22 protein-coding genes are annotated in these 23,210 nt (G+C 65.1%); 9 read left to right on the top strand and 13 right to left on the bottom strand.

Annotated features, from left to right (window positions below):
• Positions 1-1,320: 1,320 nt before the first annotated feature.
• The 4 genes from FE263_RS22980 to FE263_RS17910 form a co-directional block, all read right to left on the bottom strand.
• The gene (locus FE263_RS22980; protein ID WP_205880435.1) at positions 1,321-1,626 is read right to left on the bottom strand and encodes an SPASM domain-containing protein; all 306 of its coding nucleotides are present in this window, start codon (positions 1,624-1,626) and stop codon (positions 1,321-1,323) included.
• A 24-nt stretch (positions 1,627-1,650) separates the two neighbouring features.
• Positions 1,651-2,376, bottom strand: a complete 726-nt coding sequence (locus FE263_RS17920) for a radical SAM protein (RefSeq protein WP_205880434.1) — start codon at positions 2,374-2,376, stop codon at positions 1,651-1,653.
• A gap of 363 nt (positions 2,377-2,739) precedes the next feature.
• On the bottom strand, positions 2,740-3,360 hold the full coding sequence (locus FE263_RS17915) for a TIGR04282 family arsenosugar biosynthesis glycosyltransferase (RefSeq protein WP_205880433.1): 621 nt from the start codon (positions 3,358-3,360) through the stop codon (positions 2,740-2,742).
• Between the two features lie 212 nt (positions 3,361-3,572).
• Positions 3,573-4,535: a helix-turn-helix domain-containing protein gene (locus FE263_RS17910; RefSeq protein WP_171034191.1), complete on the bottom strand. Its 963-nt coding sequence runs from the start codon at positions 4,533-4,535 to the stop codon at positions 3,573-3,575.
• A gap of 576 nt (positions 4,536-5,111) precedes the next feature.
• On the opposite strand from FE263_RS17910, the gene FE263_RS17905 reads away from it, so the two are divergent.
• Genes FE263_RS17905 through FE263_RS17895 form a run of 3 tightly spaced genes read left to right on the top strand, consistent with a single transcriptional unit; the run spans position 5,112 to position 7,017 of the window.
• Positions 5,112-5,780, top strand: a complete 669-nt coding sequence (locus FE263_RS17905; protein ID WP_138327404.1) for a cytochrome b/b6 domain-containing protein — start codon at positions 5,112-5,114, stop codon at positions 5,778-5,780.
• Positions 5,777-6,550, top strand: a complete 774-nt coding sequence (locus FE263_RS17900; protein WP_138327403.1) for a molybdopterin-dependent oxidoreductase — start codon at positions 5,777-5,779, stop codon at positions 6,548-6,550. Before FE263_RS17905 ends, FE263_RS17900 begins: the two co-directional genes overlap by 4 nt.
• 11 nt (positions 6,551-6,561) lie before the next feature.
• Positions 6,562-7,017, top strand: a complete 456-nt coding sequence (locus FE263_RS17895; RefSeq protein WP_138327402.1) for a hypothetical protein — start codon at positions 6,562-6,564, stop codon at positions 7,015-7,017.
• 226 nt (positions 7,018-7,243) lie between these two features.
• Here the strand turns inward: FE263_RS17895 and FE263_RS17890 are convergent, their stop codons facing one another.
• From FE263_RS17890 to FE263_RS17860, 7 genes are all read right to left on the bottom strand, one after another.
• Positions 7,244-7,600: a UrcA family protein gene (locus tag FE263_RS17890; RefSeq protein WP_138327401.1), complete on the bottom strand. Its 357-nt coding sequence runs from the start codon at positions 7,598-7,600 to the stop codon at positions 7,244-7,246.
• A 169-nt stretch (positions 7,601-7,769) separates the two neighbouring features.
• Positions 7,770-8,525 carry a LytR/AlgR family response regulator transcription factor gene (locus FE263_RS17885; protein ID WP_138327400.1) on the bottom strand — a complete coding sequence of 252 codons (756 nt, stop codon included), beginning with the start codon at positions 8,523-8,525 and terminating at the stop codon, positions 7,770-7,772.
• The gene (locus tag FE263_RS17880) at positions 8,522-9,607 is read right to left on the bottom strand and encodes a sensor histidine kinase (protein WP_171034190.1); all 1,086 of its coding nucleotides are present in this window, start codon (positions 9,605-9,607) and stop codon (positions 8,522-8,524) included. The genes FE263_RS17885 and FE263_RS17880 overlap by 4 nt, the downstream gene beginning before the upstream one ends.
• 1,237 nt (positions 9,608-10,844) lie before the next feature.
• The gene (locus tag FE263_RS17875) at positions 10,845-11,777 is read right to left on the bottom strand and encodes an SRPBCC family protein (protein ID WP_138327398.1); all 933 of its coding nucleotides are present in this window, start codon (positions 11,775-11,777) and stop codon (positions 10,845-10,847) included.
• 19 nt (positions 11,778-11,796) lie between these two features.
• Positions 11,797-12,627 (bottom strand): phosphoenolpyruvate hydrolase family protein, encoded by an 831-nt coding sequence (locus tag FE263_RS17870; protein WP_138327397.1) that lies wholly within the window; start codon positions 12,625-12,627, stop codon positions 11,797-11,799.
• Position 12,628: 1 nt separating this feature from the next.
• Entirely contained in the window at positions 12,629-13,834 is a 1,206-nt protein-coding gene (locus FE263_RS17865; RefSeq protein WP_138327396.1) for a Tm-1-like ATP-binding domain-containing protein, read from the bottom strand.
• Between the two features lie 25 nt (positions 13,835-13,859).
• Positions 13,860-15,035: an amidase gene (locus FE263_RS17860; RefSeq protein WP_138327395.1), complete on the bottom strand. Its 1,176-nt coding sequence runs from the start codon at positions 15,033-15,035 to the stop codon at positions 13,860-13,862.
• A 215-nt stretch (positions 15,036-15,250) separates the two neighbouring features.
• Here FE263_RS17860 and FE263_RS17855 point away from each other — a divergent pair, with 215 nt between their 5' ends.
• The 6 genes from FE263_RS17855 to FE263_RS17830 are packed head-to-tail and all read left to right on the top strand — an operon-like array spanning position 15,251 to position 21,930.
• Positions 15,251-16,297 (top strand): zinc-dependent alcohol dehydrogenase family protein, encoded by a 1,047-nt coding sequence (locus FE263_RS17855; RefSeq protein WP_138327394.1) that lies wholly within the window; start codon positions 15,251-15,253, stop codon positions 16,295-16,297.
• Positions 16,298-16,349: 52 nt separating this feature from the next.
• Complete coding sequence (locus FE263_RS17850) at positions 16,350-17,402, top strand: substrate-binding domain-containing protein (RefSeq protein ID WP_138327393.1); 1,053 nt, start codon at positions 16,350-16,352, stop codon at positions 17,400-17,402.
• The gene (locus FE263_RS17845; RefSeq protein ID WP_171034189.1) at positions 17,393-18,376 is read left to right on the top strand and encodes an ABC transporter permease; all 984 of its coding nucleotides are present in this window, start codon (positions 17,393-17,395) and stop codon (positions 18,374-18,376) included. The genes FE263_RS17850 and FE263_RS17845 overlap by 10 nt, the downstream gene beginning before the upstream one ends.
• Positions 18,366-19,373, top strand: coding sequence for an ABC transporter permease (locus FE263_RS17840; protein WP_138327391.1), 1,008 nt, complete (start codon positions 18,366-18,368; stop codon positions 19,371-19,373). The genes FE263_RS17845 and FE263_RS17840 overlap by 11 nt, the downstream gene beginning before the upstream one ends.
• Complete coding sequence (locus tag FE263_RS17835) at positions 19,370-20,926, top strand: sugar ABC transporter ATP-binding protein (protein WP_138327390.1); 1,557 nt, start codon at positions 19,370-19,372, stop codon at positions 20,924-20,926. Before FE263_RS17840 ends, FE263_RS17835 begins: the two co-directional genes overlap by 4 nt.
• A 2-nt stretch (positions 20,927-20,928) precedes the next feature.
• Positions 20,929-21,930, top strand: coding sequence for a Gfo/Idh/MocA family protein (locus tag FE263_RS17830; protein WP_138327389.1), 1,002 nt, complete (start codon positions 20,929-20,931; stop codon positions 21,928-21,930).
• Between the two features lie 38 nt (positions 21,931-21,968).
• Here FE263_RS17830 and FE263_RS17825 read toward each other — a convergent pair whose 3' ends face one another.
• Complete coding sequence (locus tag FE263_RS17825; RefSeq protein WP_138327388.1) at positions 21,969-22,364, bottom strand: hypothetical protein; 396 nt, start codon at positions 22,362-22,364, stop codon at positions 21,969-21,971.
• A gap of 11 nt (positions 22,365-22,375) precedes the next feature.
• The gene (locus FE263_RS17820) at positions 22,376-23,209 is read right to left on the bottom strand and encodes a phosphogluconate dehydrogenase C-terminal domain-containing protein (RefSeq protein ID WP_138327387.1); all 834 of its coding nucleotides are present in this window, start codon (positions 23,207-23,209) and stop codon (positions 22,376-22,378) included.
• Position 23,210 lies beyond the last annotated feature (1 nt).

Below are 23,210 nucleotides of genomic sequence, written 5' to 3'. Positions count from 1 at the left end.
ACCTTCTCGCCACAAGATTGCGCCAATTACTTCACCGCAGCCGGATATGAACCAGACTGATCGGATTCCGCTCTAGGCGGCCACTCCTTCATCCAGCGTCATGGTTCCCGCTGGCATGCCCTCGAAGCGCGAGATTTTTGCAGAAGCGTCCTCCCCGCCCATGGATGGAATGGCCGGCTCCATCGTCCAGGCGTCGGCCGACATCGGGTACGCTGTATTTCCGTCGGAAGTGGCTCAGTCGAGACGAGGGCGCTCGATACCAGAAGGCTCATCGCACCAGGCAATCCGATCAGCTTGCTTGCATGGCTTCTCATCGATCAATTCTCTTCAGGACGGAGACGACAATCGACCCGAATGCAGTCAAGCGTCCGACGACCGTGCCGGAGGCTTTTGGATAGGCCTCGCCATCTAGCCGGTGCAGTCCCGCAAACTCATGACCGAGATGCGTTCATCCGGGCGGTGGACCCAAGGGCGGTCAACCTGCGCCACCCGTTGTCTATTGGGCGGTTGTTCCACCAATTGTGGGTTTTGTCTCAGCTAATGTAAGTCCAAGCAGGCCACTTGTTGCGCGCCTGAGCATACATAAATGCATTCTGCTACACTCTGGACGGCTGCTGAGAACGCTCCCCTAAACGGTTGATTTTGGTAGCTCCGATCTCACTAGCTCGGCCGTGCGGGTCGGCGGGGGACGGCACCGGAAGCGGCGGCGGCTCGTGCTGCTCCAGCGGTATCACGAGTTTGACGGCGGCTACCGCTGCCGCTTCTCGATAGGACATCAAACGCGTGATGCCATGTAAGGCAGCGGTGGCATCGACCGCCGCGGCAGCCGCGTTGATCAGTAAAGGAGGGCGGGCGGGGACATGCAGTAGTAGCCTTCCCAGTGCGGAGGGAGAGCGCCATGTCTCCAACTTTGCTCTGCCGCGCGCTATGACCATGATGCACACTTCTTCTCGTAAGGCGGCGGGAGCGACCAGGACACCGTATCGCGTGACATACCCGAGCGCCGTGCGCAGCACCCGGCGCGCTTTCCTAAACGCTCCGCAACCAATGTCGAGTCCAGCAAGTGTGCGATCTCAACGCGGCATCGATCCAATCGGTCTCACCCTCAGCCAAGGCGGGCTGATGAACCTCCTTCGCCTGGCGCAAGGCTGCTCGCATCCGGGTCCCGCCGCGGCCGTCTCGGCCCTGCGCTAGGTGCTGCGGCCTGTGTGCAATCGAGACCTCCGGTATCGGCGACAGTGATGTCGCCTACGTTTGCAGAGGCTCCCTAGATCAACGCGCCGATCGTCTCGGCTTCGTTCAGGGTCGGGATGACGACGGCTACAGGCTCCATCGGAGCCCACAGCTGCGGCAGGGTGCAGGAGGCACGTCGGACAGCAGCGACTCACGGAAATCTCGATATGCCTCGCCATTCCAGATCTCGCGGAGCGTGCTCTGGGTTGCGTCACCAAGCGTGTAGTTGCCATAGCCGCGCAGCGAGAACGGTGCAATGCAACACGGTAGCGCGCGGCCGTGGGCAGTGAAATACATCAGCGACCACGGGCGTCTGCAGGTCGCCCACGGCTGGTCGTCGCTCTGCCGCTTCAGGCTGAGGCCGGCCTCGGTGGCGCCCGACGCATCCAGCATAACGCCAAGAGACCGGCCGAGCTCCTACGCCGCCTCGATCGCCGCCACCTCGTCGGCCTGGGTACTCTCGAACAGCGAGAGGCCGGCGCGCGCCATGCCGTAGCCACCCTCGTCGAATACCAAACGCTGCAGGTGTACCTCCCCCACTCCCATTGCTGCCGAAAGCTGGACGAAGGCCGGAAGCTGCTCGACGGTCTCCTTCATGCCGGTCAGCCACAGCGAGACGCGCGGTGACGTGGCACCAACACCCTTCTGGTAGGCGATGAACTTGCCGACGTCGCGTACGATGCGATCAAAGAAGTCCTTGCCGCGGACTTTCAGATATGACGCCCGATCGGCCGCATCGAGCGAGACACGCAGCTCGTCCAGGCCGGTATCGATCAGCTCCTTGAAACGCTTCGGCTGCATCAACGTGCCGTTGGTGTTGAACAGCACGTAGGTCCCGCGATCCTTCAGGTAGCGGACCATGCGCGGCAGCGCCTCGACCAGCATCGGCTCACCGACCCCGTGCAGCACCGCCCTGGAGATGTTCGGAACTTGGTCGACGATGCGGGTGAACAGCTCCCAGTCCATGTCGGCTGGCGGTTCGAGCGTCTCGAACGTGCGGGGACAAGTCTCGCATAAAAGATTGCAACGATTGGTGATCTCGAGATACAGGCAGACGGGCGACCCCTCTGCCTCCGCAGACCGATCGCTGGCGATCTCCTCGAAATAGCGGCGTGGATCCCGCAAAGATCTCGAGATTACCATCAGCGTGTTCCTTGTGCGATCGCGCCGGGCAGATATTGCCCCGACCGACGACGACGGATTGCAATCACGGCAAGAACGAAAGCAGGCGTGCAGACGTGGCCGGGCCAGACGAAGCGCTCGTTGCACGGGTCCAGCCCTGGTAGCACACGAGAGTTCGAAAGCCAGATCACCGCCGGCACCGAGGCCACCACGCAAGGCGGTGCCGGCCAGCCAGATACGAGGAGTAGTGCGGGCTGATGCCGACGGTCGCTGCTGCTGCCAGGATCGCTTGCATTTTCCGTAGAAGCCCCGAGCCGCGGGCGATCCAAAGCCCAAGCGATGCCACGCTCACAAGGCGCGTCATGTTGACTGGCTGCGTGGCGCTCACGCTGGGTTTTTCAGCACGGCGATCGGGACAGGCTCCTGCAGCCCCCGCTGGACCCCGAGACGATCGATTGCCGATCGGGTGTGGGAGGCCGGGTAGCCGTGCCGCTCGTTGAGCAGCGTTCGCAGCGAGGCCGCGTCGTCGATATCGTACCACGACGGTAACTCGATCAGATCCAGACCAAGGCCGGAAATCCGGGCGCGGGTTTCTGTAGCAACCGTGTCGGTGCTCCAGGCGATGTCGCTGAATGGTGCCGCATGCGCGGCTTTCAGCCCGAGCAGGTAGTAGCCGCCATCGGCGCATGCACCCAGGACCGCGCGGTCGCCCGGCTCTGCAAGGTGACGCGCCGCCATGACCAGCAGCTCGGTTGGAAGGGTGGGGCTGTCAGAGCTCAGCACGCAGGCAGACTCATGTCCGTCCGCTAGCATCGCCTGCATGGCGTGCATCAGGCAACGGCCGAAGCCTTCGATTCCGGCGGGCATCGACGGTGTTCCATCTGCCAGTGTGAGCCGGATACCGGGCGGTAATGCCGACGCGACCAGCGCCTCGCACTCCGCCGGAGCGAATGCGGCATAAGGAGCGATCGACACGTCTGGCGCCGCGAGACGGGCGGCGCTCATCAGGTTCTCGGTGGTATCTCTCAGGAAGGCTGCACTAAAAGTCGCCGCATGTTCAGGGTGCAGCGGTGGGCACAAGCGTGTCTTGGACCGACCGCTTCGCGGTGCCTTTGCCATGACGCCGATCGCGCAGCTCGGCCGTGCCTTCTTTATCAACAGCAAGGCAGGCCCAGTTGCATGTTACGGAAGTTGTCCGAGACGAGCATGCGCCGACATCAGAGCTTTTCCGCTTTTTCCCGCGAGGCGGCGTTGCCCGCCATGTCGGAACTGCCGGCCAACCCCCGCCGCAGCCTTCGATATGAACCGGGCGAGACGCCGTGGCGCCTGCGGAAGGCATGTGCGAGTTGTGCCGGATCCAGGCCGACGGCTGCTGCAATGTCGGTGATCGTGCGCCCGGTCGTGCACAAGGCCGCCGCTGCCTGCTGGACGCGTAGATCGGTAAGGAAGGCGTAGGGTGTGCGCCTGGTCGAGCAGCGAAACGCTCGAAAGAAGTGCGACCGGCTGAGGCCTGTCACTGCCACCAGCTCAGCCAGCATCAGATCACCGACGAGCCGATGCCGCATGAGGTCGATCACGCGCTGCAACTGCCACGGTGCCAAACCACCTTTTACATCGGGCTGTTCGACCGCTGTGTGCGGAGGACTTACAGGCCTTTCAATATTCGAGTGGTATGCAACCAGTTGATGAGCGAGCACGACGATGAGGCTCTCGCGATAGAGTCTGCCGGGTCGAGGCTGTGCAACTTCTTGGAGCAGAGCTTCGACAAGCTTCTGGACGAAAGGACTACCGGCACCGACACAATCCTTCAGCCGAAACAAGCCAGGATCGCGGTCGAAGTCCTCGAGAGCAACCTGGCTCAGGTAGTCCTGCGTCAGCGTGATGTGGGCAAAGTCGATCGGCCCGACTGTACTCCACCGCGCGGACTCGGCTGCCGGCATGATGGTGATGGACCCCTCCTCGACATCGCGGACATGCGTGTGGCGACCCCGGAAACGGGTGACACGCTTCGGACCGCCGAGGTGGATCGACACCACGTTCTCCAGCAGCGCCGGCTGGTTCATGCGGCCATCGATGCCGCGGAACCGCACAAGGCGCGCCTCGCCATCAATCGAAGGCGCCGCATGCAAAACCGGCACCGCCAGGTTCTCGTGCCAGTGTCTAGCGGAGACGAGGTCCACGGCAGATCGATCGGGCATGAACAGACCCTATGACCTTCCCAGAAGTGCAGCCATCGCAAAAGTCCCATTCTTGTTGAAAAATCCCACCTTCGCACCAGTCGCGTTAGAGCACGTAGAACGTGATCGTCGAAGCGCCGCTCCTGTCCTCGCTCTTCGGTGGATGATCAGGCCAGGTTACAGCGGTTCAGACTTCTTGTTTCAGGATGTCCAGGCGTGCGAGCAGGCTGCGCGGTTCCGTCTCTCTTCCGGGTGGCACACGACAATGGCGAGGAAGCGTGGGCATTCATCCGTGTTCAAGATTGAGATGTGGGAGAAGAGACTTAAAAGCATGCGCCGCTGCAAACCCCACTTGACAAGTTTCATCAATAGGACCGATTGGTAGGCTTCGGCTGGTATGAAGAGCTTCGTAAAGAGTCTCTCTCCTCCCCACGTTTATGTTGAGCGCGCACCGTCGCATCGAGCGAAATCGGGGTTACGAGCTCCGGCCCCTGCAAGAAGAGTTTGCGTGCCTCGCGCCGACATTCGGCGTTCTAGCGACACCGTCAGCGAAGGCTGTTCATCATCCGAGGGACGTCCATGGATAAAAGCTCGCCGGCGCTTTCGAGGCGCCGCAGCAGGCGCCTGCATCCCATGCCTATCAGGGTCATGCATTGGATCAATGCCGCTGCCATGCTGGTGATGATCACCTCGGGCTGGGGCATCTACGACGACGACGTCATCGTGCGGGGCCTGCATTTCCCGCAAGCGCTCCGGCTTGGTGACTGGGCCGCCCCCTCGCTGAACTGGCATTTCGCCGGCATGTGGCTGCTCGTTCTCAACGGGCTGGCCTATCTCAGCTATGGTCTCGTAACGGGCCGGCTCCGGGAGCGGTTGCTGCCGATACGCATTGCCGACCTGGTCAAGACGGTGCGCGACACGCTGCACCTCAGGATCGCGCACGAAGACCTGACCACCTACAACGCGGTGCAGAAAGTGCTCTACGTGGTCGTGATCCTGGCGGGCGCATCGCAGGTCCTCACCGGACTGGCGATGTGGAAGCCGGTCCAGTTCTCCGGGCTGGTGTCACTGCTTGGGGGCTTCCAGGACGCGCGCGTCGTCCACTTCCTCGGCATGAGCGTGATTGTGGGCTTCCTCCTCGTGCACGTGCTGCTGTCGCTGCTGGTGCCGCAGACGCTGTGGGCCATGCTGGCAGGAGGGCCGCGGGTCGGACCGTCCGGACACGGCGAACCAGCGCCCCTGCCATGAGGTCTCCGTTCCGGCCCGCCGCCCCGCCCGACCCGGCTATCCTGGACGACCATAGGCGGCTCATCCGGTCGCTGCAGCGACGGCGGCTGATCCAGGGCGGGCTCTCATTGGGTGCGCTGACGATGCTGACAGGCTGCGACGTCCGCCGCCCTGCGTCCGTGCAGGCAGCGCTCCTGGCAATCCGCGACCTGAACGACAGCCTGCAGGCGCTGCTGTTCGACCCCAACAAGCTGGCACCGACCTACCCGGCCTCGATGGTTCTGAACCCGCCCAGGTTCAACGCCTACTACGACGTGATGAAGGTCAAGCCGGTGGACGGCGCTAAATGGCGCCTAGAGCTGTCCGGACTGATCGGCGACAAGCGACCCTGGACGGTGGAGCAGATCGAAGCGTTGCCGCAGCGCACCGAGATCATCAAGCATGTCTGCGTCGAGGGATGGGACTATATCGGGCAATGGTCCGGGGTGCCGTTCCGCGCTTTCCTGGAGCGTGTCGGAGCCGACCTGAGCGCGAGGTATGTCGGTTTCCACTGCGCTGACGGTTATACCAGCAGCATCGACATGGCGAGCGCGCTGCACCCCCAGACCTTGCTTGCGACCCGGTATGGCGACGACGTCCTGGGCGACCCGTTCGGCTACCCTCTGCGCCTGCGCATGTCGACCAAGCTCGGCTACAAGAACCCGAAATGGGTTACCGCGATCGAGGTGAACAACGTCCGACCAGACGACATGTGGGACAAGCCTGGCTACTCGTGGTTTGCCGGCCTCTGAAAGCGGCACCGATGATGCGCCTCGCGATCTTCCTTCCGGCACTCCTGCTGAACACATCGGCGCTGGCGCAGAGCCACACCCCTGGCGGCATGCCGCCGCCATCCGGCATGAGCCTGGCACAGTCCACCGCCATGCGCTTCCCGCAGCGGGTCCGGGTAGGAAGTCTGCTGCACCGGTTGGTGATACGACCAGTGGAAAGCCAGACCGTGCTCGGCCGCGTGGTGCAGGTGGTGCGCGATGGAGATGGAACGATCGAGCTTGTGGTGGCGTACGGCGGCTTTCTGGGGATCGGCAGTCGTCCGATCGCGGTTCCGATCGATGCCACAGTGCTCCTCGGGACCGTCATGGAAATCGTCGCCTACACGCCGGAGCAGTTGCGGCACCTGCCGACCTTCACCGGTGCCGGCACGACACCATTGCCGGCCGATACCGTGCTCAGGGTCGGGCTTGCCAAGCCGTCACATTGACGATTGCCTGAGGGGTGGCGGGAACATGGATCCTTCAGCCGCATCTGAGGTCCTTCTGGAAAAACGGCGGTTCAACGACGTAATGGTAATCTGAGACCGGCCCTCCCAGGCCGGAGCGGTTTCGCCGCCAACCCGGCATTAACTTCACGCAGAAATTGAAGGCGGGCCAGCGGAGCACCCACGTCATAGGGCCAGCGTTAGGCTGACGCGCGCCAAGCGTCATTCATTACGACCGTGTCGGGGCCGTCAGCGACACGACACCGTAGTTCCTGGGCGGTTGCGCACGTGCTATTAAACGATCCAATCTGAGGTCAGCAGTTCGTGCGATGTCGTCTCGCCTGGCTGCGTAGGCGATGCCGCCTTGCAGATCGCCAGGAGTAGGCTCGCCCGCGATCCGTGCTGCAGCCCTGGCAATGCGCCGCTCTGCATCTGCATGGCCAGCAGCTGTCGTCAGGTCGAGACCTGACAGGTTGACGATGATAGTGCTCTGGTCGTCGTCATTGGCTAGAGCTTTAAGTGGATAATCGAGTGCCAGCATTGCAATGCAGGCAATGGCGGCAGTCATTTTTGTGTACGGCGGCATGTGGGTTATCTCCGATTCAATGCGCCATCCTGGCGGCACAGAACCAGTTATCGTCAATCGCGACTAGCGTCCCGTATCCATCGACAAACCACGATCAGGGTTCGACGAAAGGCCTTCGAGAGGGATCGCCTTGGAGATCTGCTCAAACCAGAACTGTATCTCGCCACCGCTATGGCTGGCCCACGGATCTGGATTGGTTCAGCAGCAGCATCTTCACGCCAGCCAGGAACGTCGGACCGATGCGCACGGCGCTGCCGTCCGATAGCAGCGCGCTCCAAATACCGAGGCCGTCGTGGCGCAGCCCTGTCAGCAGCGAGCGCCGCGCGATCACCGACCGCCGGAGGCGAACGAACGACTCGGGGTCAAGACGGCTTTCCAGCCTCGAAATGGTCTCGTGCAGCAGGTAGCTGCTGCTGCCGGCCCAGAGCCGCACATAGTCACGTTCCGCCTCGATACGATCAATGTCGGCGACTGGAAGGCGGTGCATAACACCGCGATGCGGGACCCACACATCATCGATCCAAATGCGCGGCTTCAGGGTAGCAGGCTGGCCTGGAAAGGCGCGCAGGCGACTTATGCTCCGCGACAAGCGCTCCCGGGAGACGGGCTTGAGCAGGTAATCAAAGGCCCCGACTTCGAAGGCGGCAAGTGCATGTTGATCGTATGCTGTGCAGAACGCGATCGCAGGGCGCGATGGCAATGCCCCGACGGCGCGGGCAACTTCGATCCCGTCAAGGCCAGGCATGGCGATGTCGAGCAGCACCAGTTGGGGTGACAGGCGCTCAATGGCTGCGATCGCCGCAATCCCGTCGCCGGCGATCCCGACCACTCGCAGGCCGTCGATCGCCTCGCTCAAGACGCGCAGACGCTGGGCCGCGACCGGCTCGTCATCGACGATCAGCGTTCTTAGGACGCCGCCGTTCATGTCGATGCGCGGTCCATGGGTCCATGCCGGAGCGGGAGCACCAATTCGGTACGAAAGCCCCCGCCAGGCCGAGCCGCGGCGTTGCACCAGGCACGCCCGTCGAAGCGCACCGCCAGCCGCGAGGCGACGTTGACTAGCCCGACGCCGTGGCCCGCTTGAACGCTGCCTTCGGCCTCACCCGGCCCGTCATCCTCCACCACGACGTGGAGTAGGCTGCCCGCCTCCCAGGCCAGGAAGGACAGCAACACCGGCGAAAGCGACCGCGCCACTCCGTGGCGGATGCTGTTCTCAACCAGGGGCTGCAGAAGCAGCACCGGCACCTGGGCCTCAGCCAGCGATGCAGGTATGTCAACAGAGACGACTAGGCGACCCGCAAACCGCACCTGCTCGATCCTGAGGTAGAGATGCTGCAGCGCGACCTCGTCCCCAAGCCCAATATCGGCCGTCGCGTCGAGCGTCATGGTGGTACGGAGGAAGCTGCACAGCGCGTCGATGGTGCTGTCCGCCTTCGCAAGCTCGCCGGTCAGAACCAGACCGGAGACGGTGTTCAGCGCGTTGAAAAGGAAATGCGGGTCGAGCTGGTAGCGCAGCGCGCGCAGTTCCGCGGTCCGCGCCGCCGCTTCGGAGATTGCTACCCGCCGCATGGCATCCCCGGTCTGCACCGCAATCGAAAATGCAATGTAGAGCACGGCCCAGGCGACGACGACAAAATAGTTTTCGATAAGTGTCTGAAATATATCGCGGATGAAAGGGGGATGGATATCGATGTCAGTGCCGGCGAACAGTTCGGCCGGCGCCAGGACGTAGAGCACGTTGTAATTGACGATTGACAGTAGGACTGCCGGTGGTGCTGCGAGCAGGATGGCGAGCGCGACCCTTCTCCTCGTCGTCGCACGCTCCGTCCGCCGAAGAACGAGATAGAGCAGCACGTCGAGCACGATTCCGGCGCCCGCGGTGAGGAGATGGCGCTCCATCAGCATGAGCGGCCGCGGGAAGCCGAAGCTTGTCACCCGGACCCCGACGAGCGCTGTATAGAGCAGCCAAACACCCGCAGCTGAAGACAGCGCAAAGCGCTCGCTCAATAGGCCGGTCGAAGTTGTCGGACCTGTGGGGCGGGTGCGCTTGAATGGCATCATCGCTTCGACAATAGGCCAATGGGTCTCGCGATCGTACCCGCCGGATCGATCCCGGTCGAAAACTATCCGGTATTTGTCGAATATCCACGCTGCCCACCGGTGTTGAACGTTCGACGGCGTCCGCGATCTGCTTGGCTGCATCCATGCCCAAGGGCTTGCCGGCAGGGTCCGGACCAACTGGCGGGCTTCCCAACTGCCGCAGTCTTCCCGTTAATCATCCTGCACGCAGGTCGCCGTTCAACGAAAACCTGGAGAAGGCTTGTCGGCTGATGCTGGTAACCGGGGTTCCGCTCTACCCGTCTGGCCAGTGTACTCCACCGCTCGGTGTAATTGGGTGCGACTATGGGATACGTGTCTGGAAGACCCTACATCTGACGATAGGTGCCCGGCGTCAGACCATAGGCTGGGTGCAATCATGGGGGGTGCCGATGGCGTGGGCCATGAACTTATCACCGTCACGCTAGACATAACCGGGAAGAAGGTCCCACCTGGGCCACAGAGGCTCCTTGTTAAGGAACTCGACCACAGCATCAAGAGCCTCTTCGCAGTAGCGGGTGGGTTGCTCACCCTTAGCGCTCGCTCTGCTGTAACACCCCGGGATCTTGTTGGCACCGTTTTCCAGAGTTTGCAGGCTCTTGCAGCACGCATGAACTGGTTCTGCCGCGTGGCGAACCTGAACGCTCCGGTTCCGACCAGAATGTTGAAACCAGCGCCTGTTGCGCAAGATGCTTTTGCCTTACCAGGAGGCGGAGGCAGACGGTGGGGAGCCGTGTGCCAGGTTCGACAGGCCCTTCGTGCTCGTAGGTGCGCGGGCAATCACCACGATTGTCTTGACCGACTTCGGCGCGCTATCGGTTCTAGGCGGCAAGGTCGAAATCAACTGGTTCTGCGAGGACGATGAGCTGGGATAGGACTGGAGGAAGAATGGCTTCAGGACCGTGATCTCGCACCAGATCGTATCCAAGCAGTCCGGTAAGCATCTTTCGCGCGACTGGGGGCCGCACGGTCTTACGGTCTACCTTCACGTCCCCTCCTTCGGCTGCTCGAATGGGACGTCGATGAAGGACGCCTTTCGTAAGACAGCCTAGCTGCTTCCGAGTTGATGCCGCCAGGCAGCGCCAAAAGCCTGTTCTCGTGAAGTTCCTGGAAACACGAACGGCTGCATCGTATCACGCAAGAGCCGCTAGAGCCGGCGAGCCACACCCTGCGCAACGAGCGTCTGGCTCAAGGTGTCAAAGGCAAGCTGGAAAACCTCGCCATGCACCATGGGGATCAGCGTGACGTCGTCGACCGCCGAGGCGGTCCAATCGGCAGTCCAGACGGCAAGGCTCTCGCCTGATGTCGTGATCGGATACAGCCTGACGCCGGCATGGTAGTTCAGCCACGCCGTATCGCTGGCATTGATCTTGTAGCGGAACTCATGATCCAGGTCTGACAGCAAGGTCAGCTGCTCCCGCAAGCGTCCCGTTCCGAAGCGGAAGTCTCGTACGCCGGAAACCTTGTCCGCCCGGACATCACCCAGCATGCACATGTCCCTGATTTCCGGATGCCAGCCACCCATGCCTGCGAAGTTCCGCATCTCCTGCCAGACGCGTTCGAGCGATGCCGGGATCACCGACGAGCAGAAGACTTTTGCCGGACGGTGACCCTGCCAGCGCAGGCCCGGGGCGGATACCGTCGTTTCCCTGAGCCGGCTCGCCAACCCGGCCAGACCGGGCGCAAAAATGCCGTTCGAGACCACGTCGACATACCTCCCGGTGTCTTCGGGCTTCTCGTCGAAGGTCGCCGACCAGCGCGCATAGGTCGCATCGCCGTTGGTGACCGGGATCAGCTCGAGGGTCGAGAGATAGTTCGCGACCGGGAAAGGCGGCGTCTCGAAGTTGTAGGTGAAGCGGTAGCGGCTGTCGTCAAGCATCACGAGGCGTTCGCGAGCGATACCGCCATCGTGCAGCGTGAGTTCGCGTATGCATCCTACCACGTCGGGATCGTGGCCCTGCTCGACGACGCTCCTCGCGATGCCGGGGTGCCACGCGGCCAGTGCGCCGAAGTCGCGGACCGCCGCCCAGACCGCTTCGACCGGTGCCTCGATGATCGTACTCGCAAGCGCCTGGGCCATCACCGGTGTCCTCCCGTCCTCAGCGGATGATCTGCTTGAACCGCTTTGTCTGCTCGATCAAGGCGGTCTCGCTCGGCAGCCGCTCCATGCTGGAGGCGCCGTAGAAGCCGTGGCAGTCCGGGCAGCGCGAAAGGATGTACTGCGCGTCTTCTGGCTGCGCGATCGGACCGCCGTGGCAGAGCAGGATGATGCCCGGCCGCTCGCGCAGCGCCGCGTCCGCGATGGCGTTGATCCGGCCAACGCAATCCTCCAGCGTTCCGGATGTCGTCGCCCCGATCGCGCCGCCGGTGGTCAGCCCCATATGTGCGACCAGTATATCCGCACCCGCTTGCACCATCGCCACCGCGTCTTCCGGGTTGAAGACATAAGGCGTGGTCAGGAAGTCCTTTGCACGCGCCATGCGTATGAGATCGACCTCCAGCCCGTATCCCATGCCGGTCTCCTCCAGGGACGCCCGGAACGTCCCGTCGATCAGCCCGACGGTGGGGAAATTCTGCACACCCGAGAAGCCGATGCTGCCGAGGTGATTGAGGAAGTGGTCGAAGTGGCAGAATGGATCGGTGCCGTTCACACCTGCGAGCACCGGTGTCCGCCGCACCACTGGTAGCACCTCGCGCGCCATCTCGACCACGATCTCGTTCGCGTTGCCGTATGCCAGCATGCCAGCCAGCGAGCCACGTCCGGCCATCCGGTAGCGGCCGGAATTGTAGATCACGATGAGATCGACGCCGCCGGCTTCCTCGCATTTTGCCGACAGCCCGGTTCCGGCACCGCCACCCAGGATCGGCTGTCGATCATGCACCATCTTCGTGAGGCGCTCCATGATGTCGGCCCGGCGCAGTCTCGGCATCCTATGCATCCCCCATGATGTCGTGGAAATGGTCGAGCAGGGCATCGGCGAAGGCATCATCGTTGATCGCGGCCGGAACTCGGACGAGGCGACGGCGATCGGTCTGCCGCACGGTCTGCTCGAGCGACGCGAACAGCGCCGCGTCCGCTTCGGGATCGTGGAACACTTGTCCCGGTGCATCGAGTAGCGAGACCCCTCCCAGTGGCAGCAGGAAGCGCACCGGCCCGTCGCATAGATTGAGGCGCTCGCCGATCCAGCGTCCGATCTGCGCATTCTCGTCCGCCGTGGTCCGCATCAGCGTGATCTGCGGGTTGTGGGCAAGGAGGTTGCGATCGCGGTAGTGCGCCGGCACGGTGTCCAGCGCGGCGAAATTCACCATGTCGACCGCGCCGCAGGAGCCGACATAGGGGATCCCGGTTCGCGCGATGGCACCGAACCGGTCCCGGCTGCAGGCCATGATGCCACCCATCAACAGGTCTGCGACTTCCGTGGTGGTGACATCCAGCACGCCGGTCAGCATTCCGGAGTCGACCAGCTTCTCCATCGACTGCCCACCGGTGCCGGTGGCGTGGAAGACCAGGCAGTCGTGCCGGACCTCCAGCCGCGACACCAGCCGGTTCACGCACTGCGTGGTCACCCCGAACATGGTGATCCCGATGGCATCCTTGTCGCCAGCCGATATTTTCAATCTGGTCTGCGCCATGCCCGCGATGGCGTGGGCGGCATTGGCCAGCACCGTGCGCGAAATCCGGTTCAGGCCGGCAAGGTCGGTGACAGAATACATCATCGCGATGTCGCTGGCGCCCACATAGGGGGCGACGTTGCCGGAAGCGACGGTCGAGACCAGGAGTTTTGGCACGCCGACCGGCAGCGCTTGCATTGCCGGTGCGACCAGCGCGGTTCCGCCGGAGCCGCCAAGACCGATCACGCCGGCGACGTCGTCACGTGCCCGCAGGTAGTGGTCGAAGGCTACTGCCATGGCGGCGATCGAACGTCCGCGGTCCCCGGTGAAGACCGCCTGCGGTCCGTCCGGATGGTAGCGCGCGACTTCCCCGGGTGGGATGTCGCCACCGTCACCATCTGCAGCGGTGGAGACGTCGACGACGACCGCGACCAATCCCCGCGCCGCGATCAGGTCGCGGACGTAGCGTAGTTCGGCACCCTTGGTGTCGCAGGTGCCGGCCACATAGATGCGTCTGTCGGACATGGTGCTCCCCATGATCCGCAGGCTGTCACAGAGTCCGTTCGCGACCAAGCCGGGCTTCGACCTCGCCCGCGGTGGCGAGCAGCATCGGATCCTGCTCCGGCCGCGCGATGATCTGCAGCCCCAGGGGAAGGCCGTTTGGCCCGTGCGCGAACGGAAGCGTGACGCTCGGGCAGCCCAGCAGGGTGACAAAACGGTTGAATGCCGGATCGCCGGTCGATCCATAGGGCACCGCCTCGCCGGGCGCGGACGGCGTCAGCAACACCTCGTGCGTACCGAACAATTCGTCGAGGTCGAACCTCCGCCGCAGCGACAGAGCTTCTCGATAGTCCCGCGCCGAGGGTGCCGGTTGCGACAGCAGCGCGTGCAGTGGTGGCGACATCGCCTCGCGATGCTGCAGCCAATCCGTCGAGAGGTCGCGCGCCATTTCGAAGTGCATGATGGTCCGGTGGCAGGTTTCCAGCGTACCGGGTGGCGAGGGTACCTCGGATGCCCCGAGCATCGCGGTGGCCCGCAGGAAGGCATTGCGCATCGCAGGCTCTGCCACATCCCAATGCATCGTCCGGCAGAAGCCGAGGCTGTGCGCTGGCCCGATCGGCGTATCGCCGCCGAGCGCGAGGTGCAGGCGCAGGCTGGTCTCGACATTCCGGGTCATCCAGCCGACCGTGTCCAGGGTGGGTGCCGAACTTGCCACTCCGGCCAGCCCGAAGCGGCCGTGCGTCGGCTTGTAGCCGACGATCCCGCAGAAGGCGGACGGGCGGGCGATCGATCCGGCCGTCTGCGTCGCGAGGGCGACATCGACCTGGCCCGCTGCAACCGCGGCGGCCGATCCACTCGAGGAGCCACCGGGGGACCGCGCGAGATCCAGCGGATTGCGGGTGGCCGCCGGTTCCAGGTAGGCGAACGCCGTCGTCGTCGTCTTGCCGAGCACGATGGCGCCGAGCGCCTTCAACCGCGCTACCAACGCGGCATCGGCGAAGGCAATACGGTCGCGGTAGATCGGGCTGCCAAGGCAGCACGGCAGTCCACCAACATCGATGATGTCCTTGACGCCAACGAGCACACCATCGAGTGGCTGCCCCGGCAGCGAGGATGCGGCCTGCCTCCGCGCACCGGTCGCATCGACATGCGCCCAGGCGTGCAGCTCCTCCTCCTGCCGCGCGATCCGGGTCAGCGCGTCGTCCAGACGCTCGACGATCTTCATGGCTTCACGTCCTGCTGCCCTCGATTGCCGACTGCGAGCAGTACGTCGGTTTCGATGGCCAGACCGATCAACGATGACGTGAGCCGACAACAGCGCCGCAAGGCCGCAGGCACTTTCTTTCCCGGCGTCTGTGGTATACTAGGCTTACCAACAACAGCGACAGCCATGTCGCGCGGCTTGGGGTATCGCCCCCGGGCGGGAGGGAAGGAGCCAGCATGCAGGGTCTCGTCTTCACCGGCGGCCGCGAGGTCGAGCTGATGTCGTTTCCTGATCCGACGCCGGGTCCGGGCGAGGTGGTGGTCGCCATCAGGGCGTCCGGCATGTGCGGCAGCGACCTGAAGTTCTACCGCACGCCGAAGGGCGAGGATCCGGGCATCGGCATCAAGCTGGCGGGTCCTGTGGTGGCCGGCCACGAGCCGTGCGGCGTCATCGAGGCGGTGGGCGCCGGGGTGGATCCACGGCAGGCCCGCATCGGCGACCGGGTGATGGTGCATCACGCGCATGGCTGCGACTGCTGCCGCACCTGCCGGTCCGGCTGGCCGCAGATGTGCGACAACGGGCTGGAGGCGATCTACGGCATCACCGCCAACGGTGGCCACGCACCCTACCTGAAGGCGGCGGCCAGCAACGTGGTCAAGCTGCCGGACGCGCTGTCGTTCAAGACCGGGGCCGCGGTCGCCTGTGGCACCGGCACGGCATACAGCGCGCTCAAGCGGCTGGATGTTTCGGGCGACGACACGCTGGTGGTGGTGGGTCAGGGTCCGGTCGGTCTGTCCGCCACCCTGCTGGGCAGCGCGCTGGGGGCGCGGGTGATCGCGCTCGACATCGAGGCGCACCGGCTGGCGCGTGCGACCGAGTTCGGCGCCGCGCACGTGGTGAACCCGCGCGAGACCGATCCGGTGGAGGCGATCCTGGCGCTGACCGGCGGACGTGGCGCGGAACTGGCGATGGACACCTCCGGCACCGGGGTGGGGCGTCTGACGGCGCTGCGCGCGACGCGCGAGTGGGGCCGGATGTGCGTGGTGGGCGAGGGGCACAACATGGACCTCGACATCAGCGCCGACATGCTGCGCAAGCAGCGCACCATCTACGGCAGCTGGGTGTTCTCGATCATGGGACTGGCCGACTGCGCCCGCTTCGTCGCCGAACGACACCTGCCGGTCGAGACCCTGTTCACCGAGGAATGGTCCCTCGACCAGGGCCCAGAGGCCTACAGGCTGTTCGACCAGCAAACCAGCGGCAAGGGCGTGTTCCTACTCTAATTGTCATCTACGAAAACAGCCGGACGTAGATCCGGTGTCGGGGCGGACATTCATGACCAAGAGAACTTCGCGCTGCCTGGCTGCGCTGGCGGCCGCCGGCTTGTCTGTCCTGCTGCCGGCGGCAAGTCCGCGTGCCGCCGACACCAGGATCGCGCTGGTGGTACCGGGACCGAATGCGTATTTCGACTCATGGCGCCAGGCGATCGCCGATGCCTCCAAAAAATACGGCTTCACCGGCATTTTCGCCGTTCCGCCGACTGACGCCTTCAACCTGACGCAGGAGAACGCGCTGCTCGATTCGCTGGCGGCGCGTGGCTATACCGGCTTCGGGCTGTTCCCCGGTGATACGCACGGCACCAATGCCGAGGAAGCCAAGCTTGCGCGCCGCGGTGTACACACCATCAATATCAATGGCTGCACCTATGATCCCGGCGCCGCCGCGTTCTGCATCTCCACCGATATCTACAAGGCCGCTGCCTACCAGGCGCAGGAACTGATCCATGCGATCGGCGGCAGCGGCGACATCGCCCTGCTGGCGAGCCAGCTCACCGATCCGAACACGCAGCTCCGCATCCAGGCGGTGAAGGCGACGGTGGCGGCAACCGGCGGCAAGGTAAATCTCGTGCAGATCGTCGCCGACATCGACACGCCCCAGTTGTCGCCGCCGGCTGTCAATGCGCTGCTGGCCGCGCGGGGCAACACCCTCGCCGGCGCGATGTCGACCTCCTACAACCCGTCCATCGCGATGGCGGTAGCGCTCACCGACAATCCGCAGTTCCGGCACGTCAAGTTCATCGGCGCCGATGCAGCGCCGCAGGTCATCGAGGCGATCCGCAAGGGCTACATCACCGGCACGCTGTTCCAAAACACGTACGGGATGGGTTATGCGGGCGCCTACGCTGCCTTCAGGATGGCGCATGACGGCTGCACCGTGCGCACGGACGCGCCGTTCGACAAGTCGCTGCAGACAGCGAAGCAGCTGACCGCCGGCGTGCTGCTGGTGACACAGGCGAACGTCGCGAAATATCCCGGACCGGCCTCGCTTCCCGACGACACCACGCATCTGATCACGACGATCGACCAGCAGGTGCTGCATTGCCCCTGAGCGGCGCCCGGGCGGTACCGGCCTTCTCGCCGGCGCTCGGCCTGTTGCTGCTGAGCGCCGCGAGCTGGGCGATCTATGCACGGATCGGCGAGGGCTTCCTCAGCAGCTTCAACCTGTTCACCCTGTCCCAGCTGCTGGCTGAAACCGCGGTGATCGGCGCCGCGCAGCTTGTCGTGGTGGCGATCGGCCAGCTCAACCTGGCAGTCGGCGCGGTCGGCGCGATTACCGTGATGTCGACCGGCTGGCTTGCCGGACCAGCCGGCATGCCGCTGGTGCCGGCGCTGCTGATCGGTGTGGTCGAGGGCGCCGCTTGCGGCGCGCTGATGGGATGGCTCGAGCGTCTCACCGGCCTCGGCAGCTTCATCGTGACGCTCGCGATGGCGTCGATCTATACCGGTCTCGTGCTGATCGCGAGCGGCGGTGCGGCCGTCAGCGCACTGCCACAGGCGCTCACCGATTTCGGTGCCAACCCGCTGGTGCTGCAGAGCCTGTCCTGGCTCGTGGTCCCTGCGGCGATCGTCTTTGGCGGACTCTGGATCCTCTACCGTCGCACACGAAGCGGTTGGCAGATGCTGGCGGTCGGCGCCAGCGAACGCGCGGCGACACTGAGCGGCGTTCCGACCGGCCGGGTCGTGGTGACGACGTTCGCCCTGTCAGGCGCGCTTTCCGCGGTCGCCGCGATCATGGAGATGGCGCGCGTCGCATCGGCACTGCCATCGCTCGGCACCGACTGGTTGCTGCTCTCCTTCATCGTGCCGGTGCTCGGCGGCACGGCATTGCGCGGCGGCGCCGTCGCACTCGGCGGCGCCCTGGCGGCGACATTGTTCGTGGTCAGCATCAACTCGGGACTGGTCTCGCTCGGCGTCAACGCGTACTGGCAGGAATTCGCCCAGGCGGTGGTGCTGCTGCTTGCCATCCTTGCCGAGCGCACCGCGCGCGGTGCGCGTCGCGGACGGGCCATCCATGCCGGCTGACACCTCGGCGGGCGCGCGGGCGTGGCTGCCACTGCTGCTGGTGGCATTGGTCTGCAGCGCCGGGTTTGCCGTGCTCAGCGACCGCTTCCTCACCAGTTTCAACATCTATGTCGTGCTTTCGAGTGCGACGCTGCTGGCGTTGATCGGATACTCGCAGCTGGCGACGCTGGCGGTCGGGGATTTCAGTCTCGCGGTCGGCGGCATCGGCGAATTCACCGGCATCGTGCTCGGCTACCTGCTGCACACCGCCGGCTGGCCGCTGCTGCCCGCGATCGTCGCCGCCATCGCGGTCGCCCTCGCGTCGGGGGTGCTGAACGGGCTGATCGTGGTGGCATCCGGCGTCAGCGGTTTCATCGTCACGCTGGCGACCGGCGGTGCTTTCGCCGGCGCCGCCCTGGCGATCACCGAAACGACGCCCTACACCGGGTTGCCCGCGGCGTTCAACTTCCTCGGCACCGGCAGGGTAGGGCCGGTGCCGCTCGCCATCGTGACGAGCCTGCTCGCGGCGGCACTCCTCGGCGTCCTGTACAATTCGCGCCGGATCGGCCGGCTGATGCTTGCGGTCGGCGATAATCCGGAAGCCGCATCCTTGTCGGGGCTGTCGCGCCGGGAGGCGGTACTGTGGGCACACAGCCTGTCGGGGCTGCTGGCAGGCATCGCCGGGGTGGTCGCCACCGCGCAGCTGCACGAGGCCAATCCGACCGCCGGAACCGGCTGGCTGATCCAGTCCTTCACCGTGCCGATCATCGGCGGCACGCTGCTCACCGGTGGGGTCGTGTCGGTGTTCGGCATCCTGGTGGCAAGCCTGATCCTGGCCACCATCAATGACGGGCTGATCCTGCTCGATGTCGGTCCATACTGGGTGACGCTGGTCGAAGGCCTGCTGGTGTTCTTCGCGGTCCTGCTCGGCCGTACCCGCCTGCGCGACCTGCTGGCACATGTCACGGCGCGCGCGGCGACGGGCAGGCTGCCGGAAAGCGGTGCGGTGCAACGGTGAGCGCGCCGGTCACGGCACCGCCCGCGCTCGAGGCGCAAGCGATCCGGAAGGCCTTCGGCGGCACGGTCGCCCTCGGTGGAGTGGATTTCGCACTGGCACGCGGCAGCATCCACGCGCTGATCGGCGAGAACGGCGCCGGAAAGTCGACGCTGATCAAGGTCCTGACCGGCGTGCACCGTGCCGACGAGGGCACCGTCCGCACCGACGGTATCGTTCGACACTTCTCCTCGACCGACGAGGCGATCGGGGCCGGCATCGGCGCGGTGTTCCAGGAACGCAACCTGCTGCCGCATTTCTCGGTCGCCGAGAACCTGTTCCTGCATGCACCGCCGCGCCGCTATGGCTTTCTCGATCGCGGCCGCCTGAAACGCGATGCGCGGGTCTGGCTCGGTCGCGTCGGACTCGACATGTCGCCCGACCGGATGGCCGGCACGCTCACGCCGGCGCAGGGACAACTGGTCGAGATCGCGCGGGCGCTGGCATTGCAGGCTCGCGTGCTGCTGCTCGACGAGCCCACGGCATCGATCACCGAACGCGAGGCGACGGTGCTGTTCGAGCGCCTGCGTGAACTCCGCGACGAGGGCGGCGCGTTGCTTTTCGTCAGTCACAAGCTCGACGAGGTGTTCGCGCTGTGCGACCGCATCACCGTCATCCGCGACGGACGCACCGTTCTGAGCAATATCGAGCGGACCGCGCTCACCCGGGGAGACGTGGTGACCGCCATGGTCGGCCGCACCATCACGGTCGGCGAGCGCCGCACCGAACATGCAGCCACGCCGGCCGCGACCGGGTCGCCCCGCCTGGCACTGCGCGGGGTCGAGACGTCGTGGGGCCATCGTGGCATCGACCTCACGCTGCATGCGGGTCGCATCGTCGGCCTCTACGGGCTGGTCGGCGCTGGTCGCACCGAGCTCGCCCGCGCCATCATCGGACTCGAGACCGTCACTTCCGGCGTGATCCTGGCCGAGGGCCGGCCGATCCGGCCGCGCAGTCCTCGCGCCGCCCTGCTCGCGCACCGGATCGGCTATGTCAGCGAGGACCGCAAGGGCGAGGGGCTGATCCTGTCGCATCCGATCCGGCACAATGCCGGCATCGCCATCTGGCCGCGGCTGGGTGGGCGGCTCGGTTTGGTGACTCCGTCGGGCGAGCGTCGGGCGGTGTCGCCGGTGATCGACGGGCTCGCGGTGAAATACGCCAGCCTGGACCAGGATGTCGGCGAACTCAGCGGTGGCAACCAGCAGAAGATCAGCCTCGCGAAGTGGATGGCGAGCGATGTCGACGTGCTCATCATCGACGAGCCCTCTGTCGGCGTCGATGTGCGCACCAAGGAAGAAATGTATGGCGTGATCGAGGCGTTGGCGGCGCGGGGCAAGGCGATCCTGGTCATCTCCAGCGACCTCGCCGAAATCGTCCGTCTCTCGGACGACATACTGGTCATGGCGTCCAGGCGCATCGTGTCGTCGCTGCCGAACACCGGCAGCTACCAGGTGCTCAGCGAGACGATCATGCATGCAATCGTCGGTGCCGAGGCACCACTGCACGAAGAGGGATAATCATGGCCGAGGAGTTGCGCTGGGCGCTGATCGGGGCGACCACGATCGCGCGGGAATGGATGATCAACGCGATCCGCCAGAATGGCGGCCGCATCGACAGCGTGATGAGCTCGGATGCCGCGCGCGGCCGGGCGTTCGCCGACGAGTTCGGCATCCCGCGTTCGACCACCTCGCTCGACGAGGTGCTGCAGGATGTCGATGCGGTCTACATCTCGACCACCAACGAGCGGCATCACGGTGAATGCATCGCCGCCGCGCGCGCCGGTCGGCATGTGCTGTGCGAGAAGCCGCTTGCCACCAGCTACGAGGATGCCGCCGAGATGATCGAGGCATGCCGCATCGCGGGCGTGGTGATGGCGACCAACCACCATCTCCGCAACGCGGCGACGCATCGGGCGATGCGCGAGGTGATTGCGTCCGGTGCGCTGGGCCGCCTGCTCGCGGCGCGTGTGGTGCACGCCGGCACGCTACCGATCCAGATGCTCGGCTGGCGCCTGAAGACCGCCGGCGCCGGTGCGGGCGCGCTGCTCGACCTGCTGGTGCACGACACCGACCTGTTGCGCTACCTCACCGGCGACGAGCCCGAGGAGGTGATGACCTATGCCCAGAATGGTGGCCTCGCCATCGAGGGGATCGAGGATGCGGCGATGAGCCTGATCCGTTTCCGCAGCGGCTTCCTCGCGCAGGTGCATGACAGCTTCACCACCCGCGCGCAGGAAACCTCCTGCGAAATCCACGGCAGCGACGCCTCGCTGATCGCGCGCGACAACATGGCGCAGAAGCCGGCCGGCACCGTCACGCTGCGCGACAGGAACGGCGAGCGCGCACTCGATCTGGACCCCGAGGACTACTACGTGCGCGGCACGCGCGCATTCGTCGCGACGATCCGCGGCGAGGGGCGCCCGGTGGCGACCGGCGAGGACGGGTTGCGTTCGCTGGCGGTGGCGCTCGCGGCCCGGCGGTCGGCGCAGAGCGGCAAGGCGGAGCGGGTGGAGGGGAGCTGAGGCAACCGGCCCCGCCCTCGACGGCGGGGCCCTCCCGGCTACGCTCGTAGCAACGCTTCCAGCGTGGCCTTGAGAGGTTGACCGGGTTCCAGACCAAGCCTCGCGGCTGGCTGGTTGACGCGGCTCACGATGCCGCTCTCCCACATGTCGGCCGCGTCGCCGATACGTGCCGTGTCATGGCCGACGGTGGCGCACGGCACGCCGCGCGCTTCCAGCATCGCCAGCGACGCGATGCCGGCTTCGTCCTTGCCTATGCCTGCATCGTTCAGCACCACGAGGCCGAGCGGAATTTCCAGGGCGAACTCGCCGGAGGATGCGCCGCCATGCGACGCCGCGACCACGAAGGCGCCTTCGTCGTCCGGCGTCACCTTGGTGATCGAGTCCATGATCACGACGCGCCGGCCGCCGGACTCTGCCACTACCTGCTTCAGCATCGCTGGCTCCTTCAGTGCCGGGTGATGTCGAGAACCGACTGGCGGATTGCCTCCGGCTCGAACACGCGCCGCCAGTCGGGGCGGAACAGCTCCGGCTTCGCCTTCTCGATCGCCAGCTTGGCTCCATCGGAGAAGGTGCCGTTGGGAAGCTGCTGGAATACGATCGCGATCTCAACGTTCAAGTGGCCGAGCACGAAATCCCTCGCGGCTTCCTCGGGAACACCGCGTTTCACGGCCTCGTCGACCGCCTCGCGGATGATGGTGAGGCAGGTCCCGGTCACCGTCTCCGACAGCACCGGCTCCAGGATCGCCATCTGCTCGACCGTCACCCGGTGCGAGCGCATCACCGGCGCCCAGATCTCGCGGGAGATCTGCTCACCGAGCGCATAATGCTCCTCCGGCCCTTGCATGAGCGCGCAGACGATGTGCTGTTTTGCCGCAATCCCGCCGAAGAAGTCGCCTTTGGCTTCCGGCGTCGTCTCGTCGTTGAAGATCGGCGGATGGCAGGGATGGGTGACGAACATCGTGATGTCGGAACGCTTCGGCATGTCGCCCGCATACGGTGCAGCGGCATCCAGCACGATCAGCATGGTGCCGCTGCGAAGGGAATGCTCGATCCCTGCGGCGACCTGCCCGATGCGATTGTCCGGAACCGCGAGAATGACCGCATCCGCATCGCGCAGCGCATCCTCGAGCGGATGGACAGCGAGCCCGCGCTTGCCGAGTGCCGCAATGCCGGCCTCGCCGACCTCGACATGGGCGACCCGATGGTCGGTCTTCAGCAGGTTGTCGGTGATGCGGCCGCCCATCTTGCCGCCGGCGCCGATCAGGGCAATTCTTGCCATT

The organism is Lichenicoccus roseus, assembly GCF_005844085.1.
Classification (GTDB): Bacteria; Pseudomonadota; Alphaproteobacteria; order Acetobacterales; family Acetobacteraceae; genus Lichenicoccus; species Lichenicoccus roseus.
Note: the sequence above shows the minus strand (reverse complement) of the source record. Positions and strands in the feature narration are given on the sequence as shown.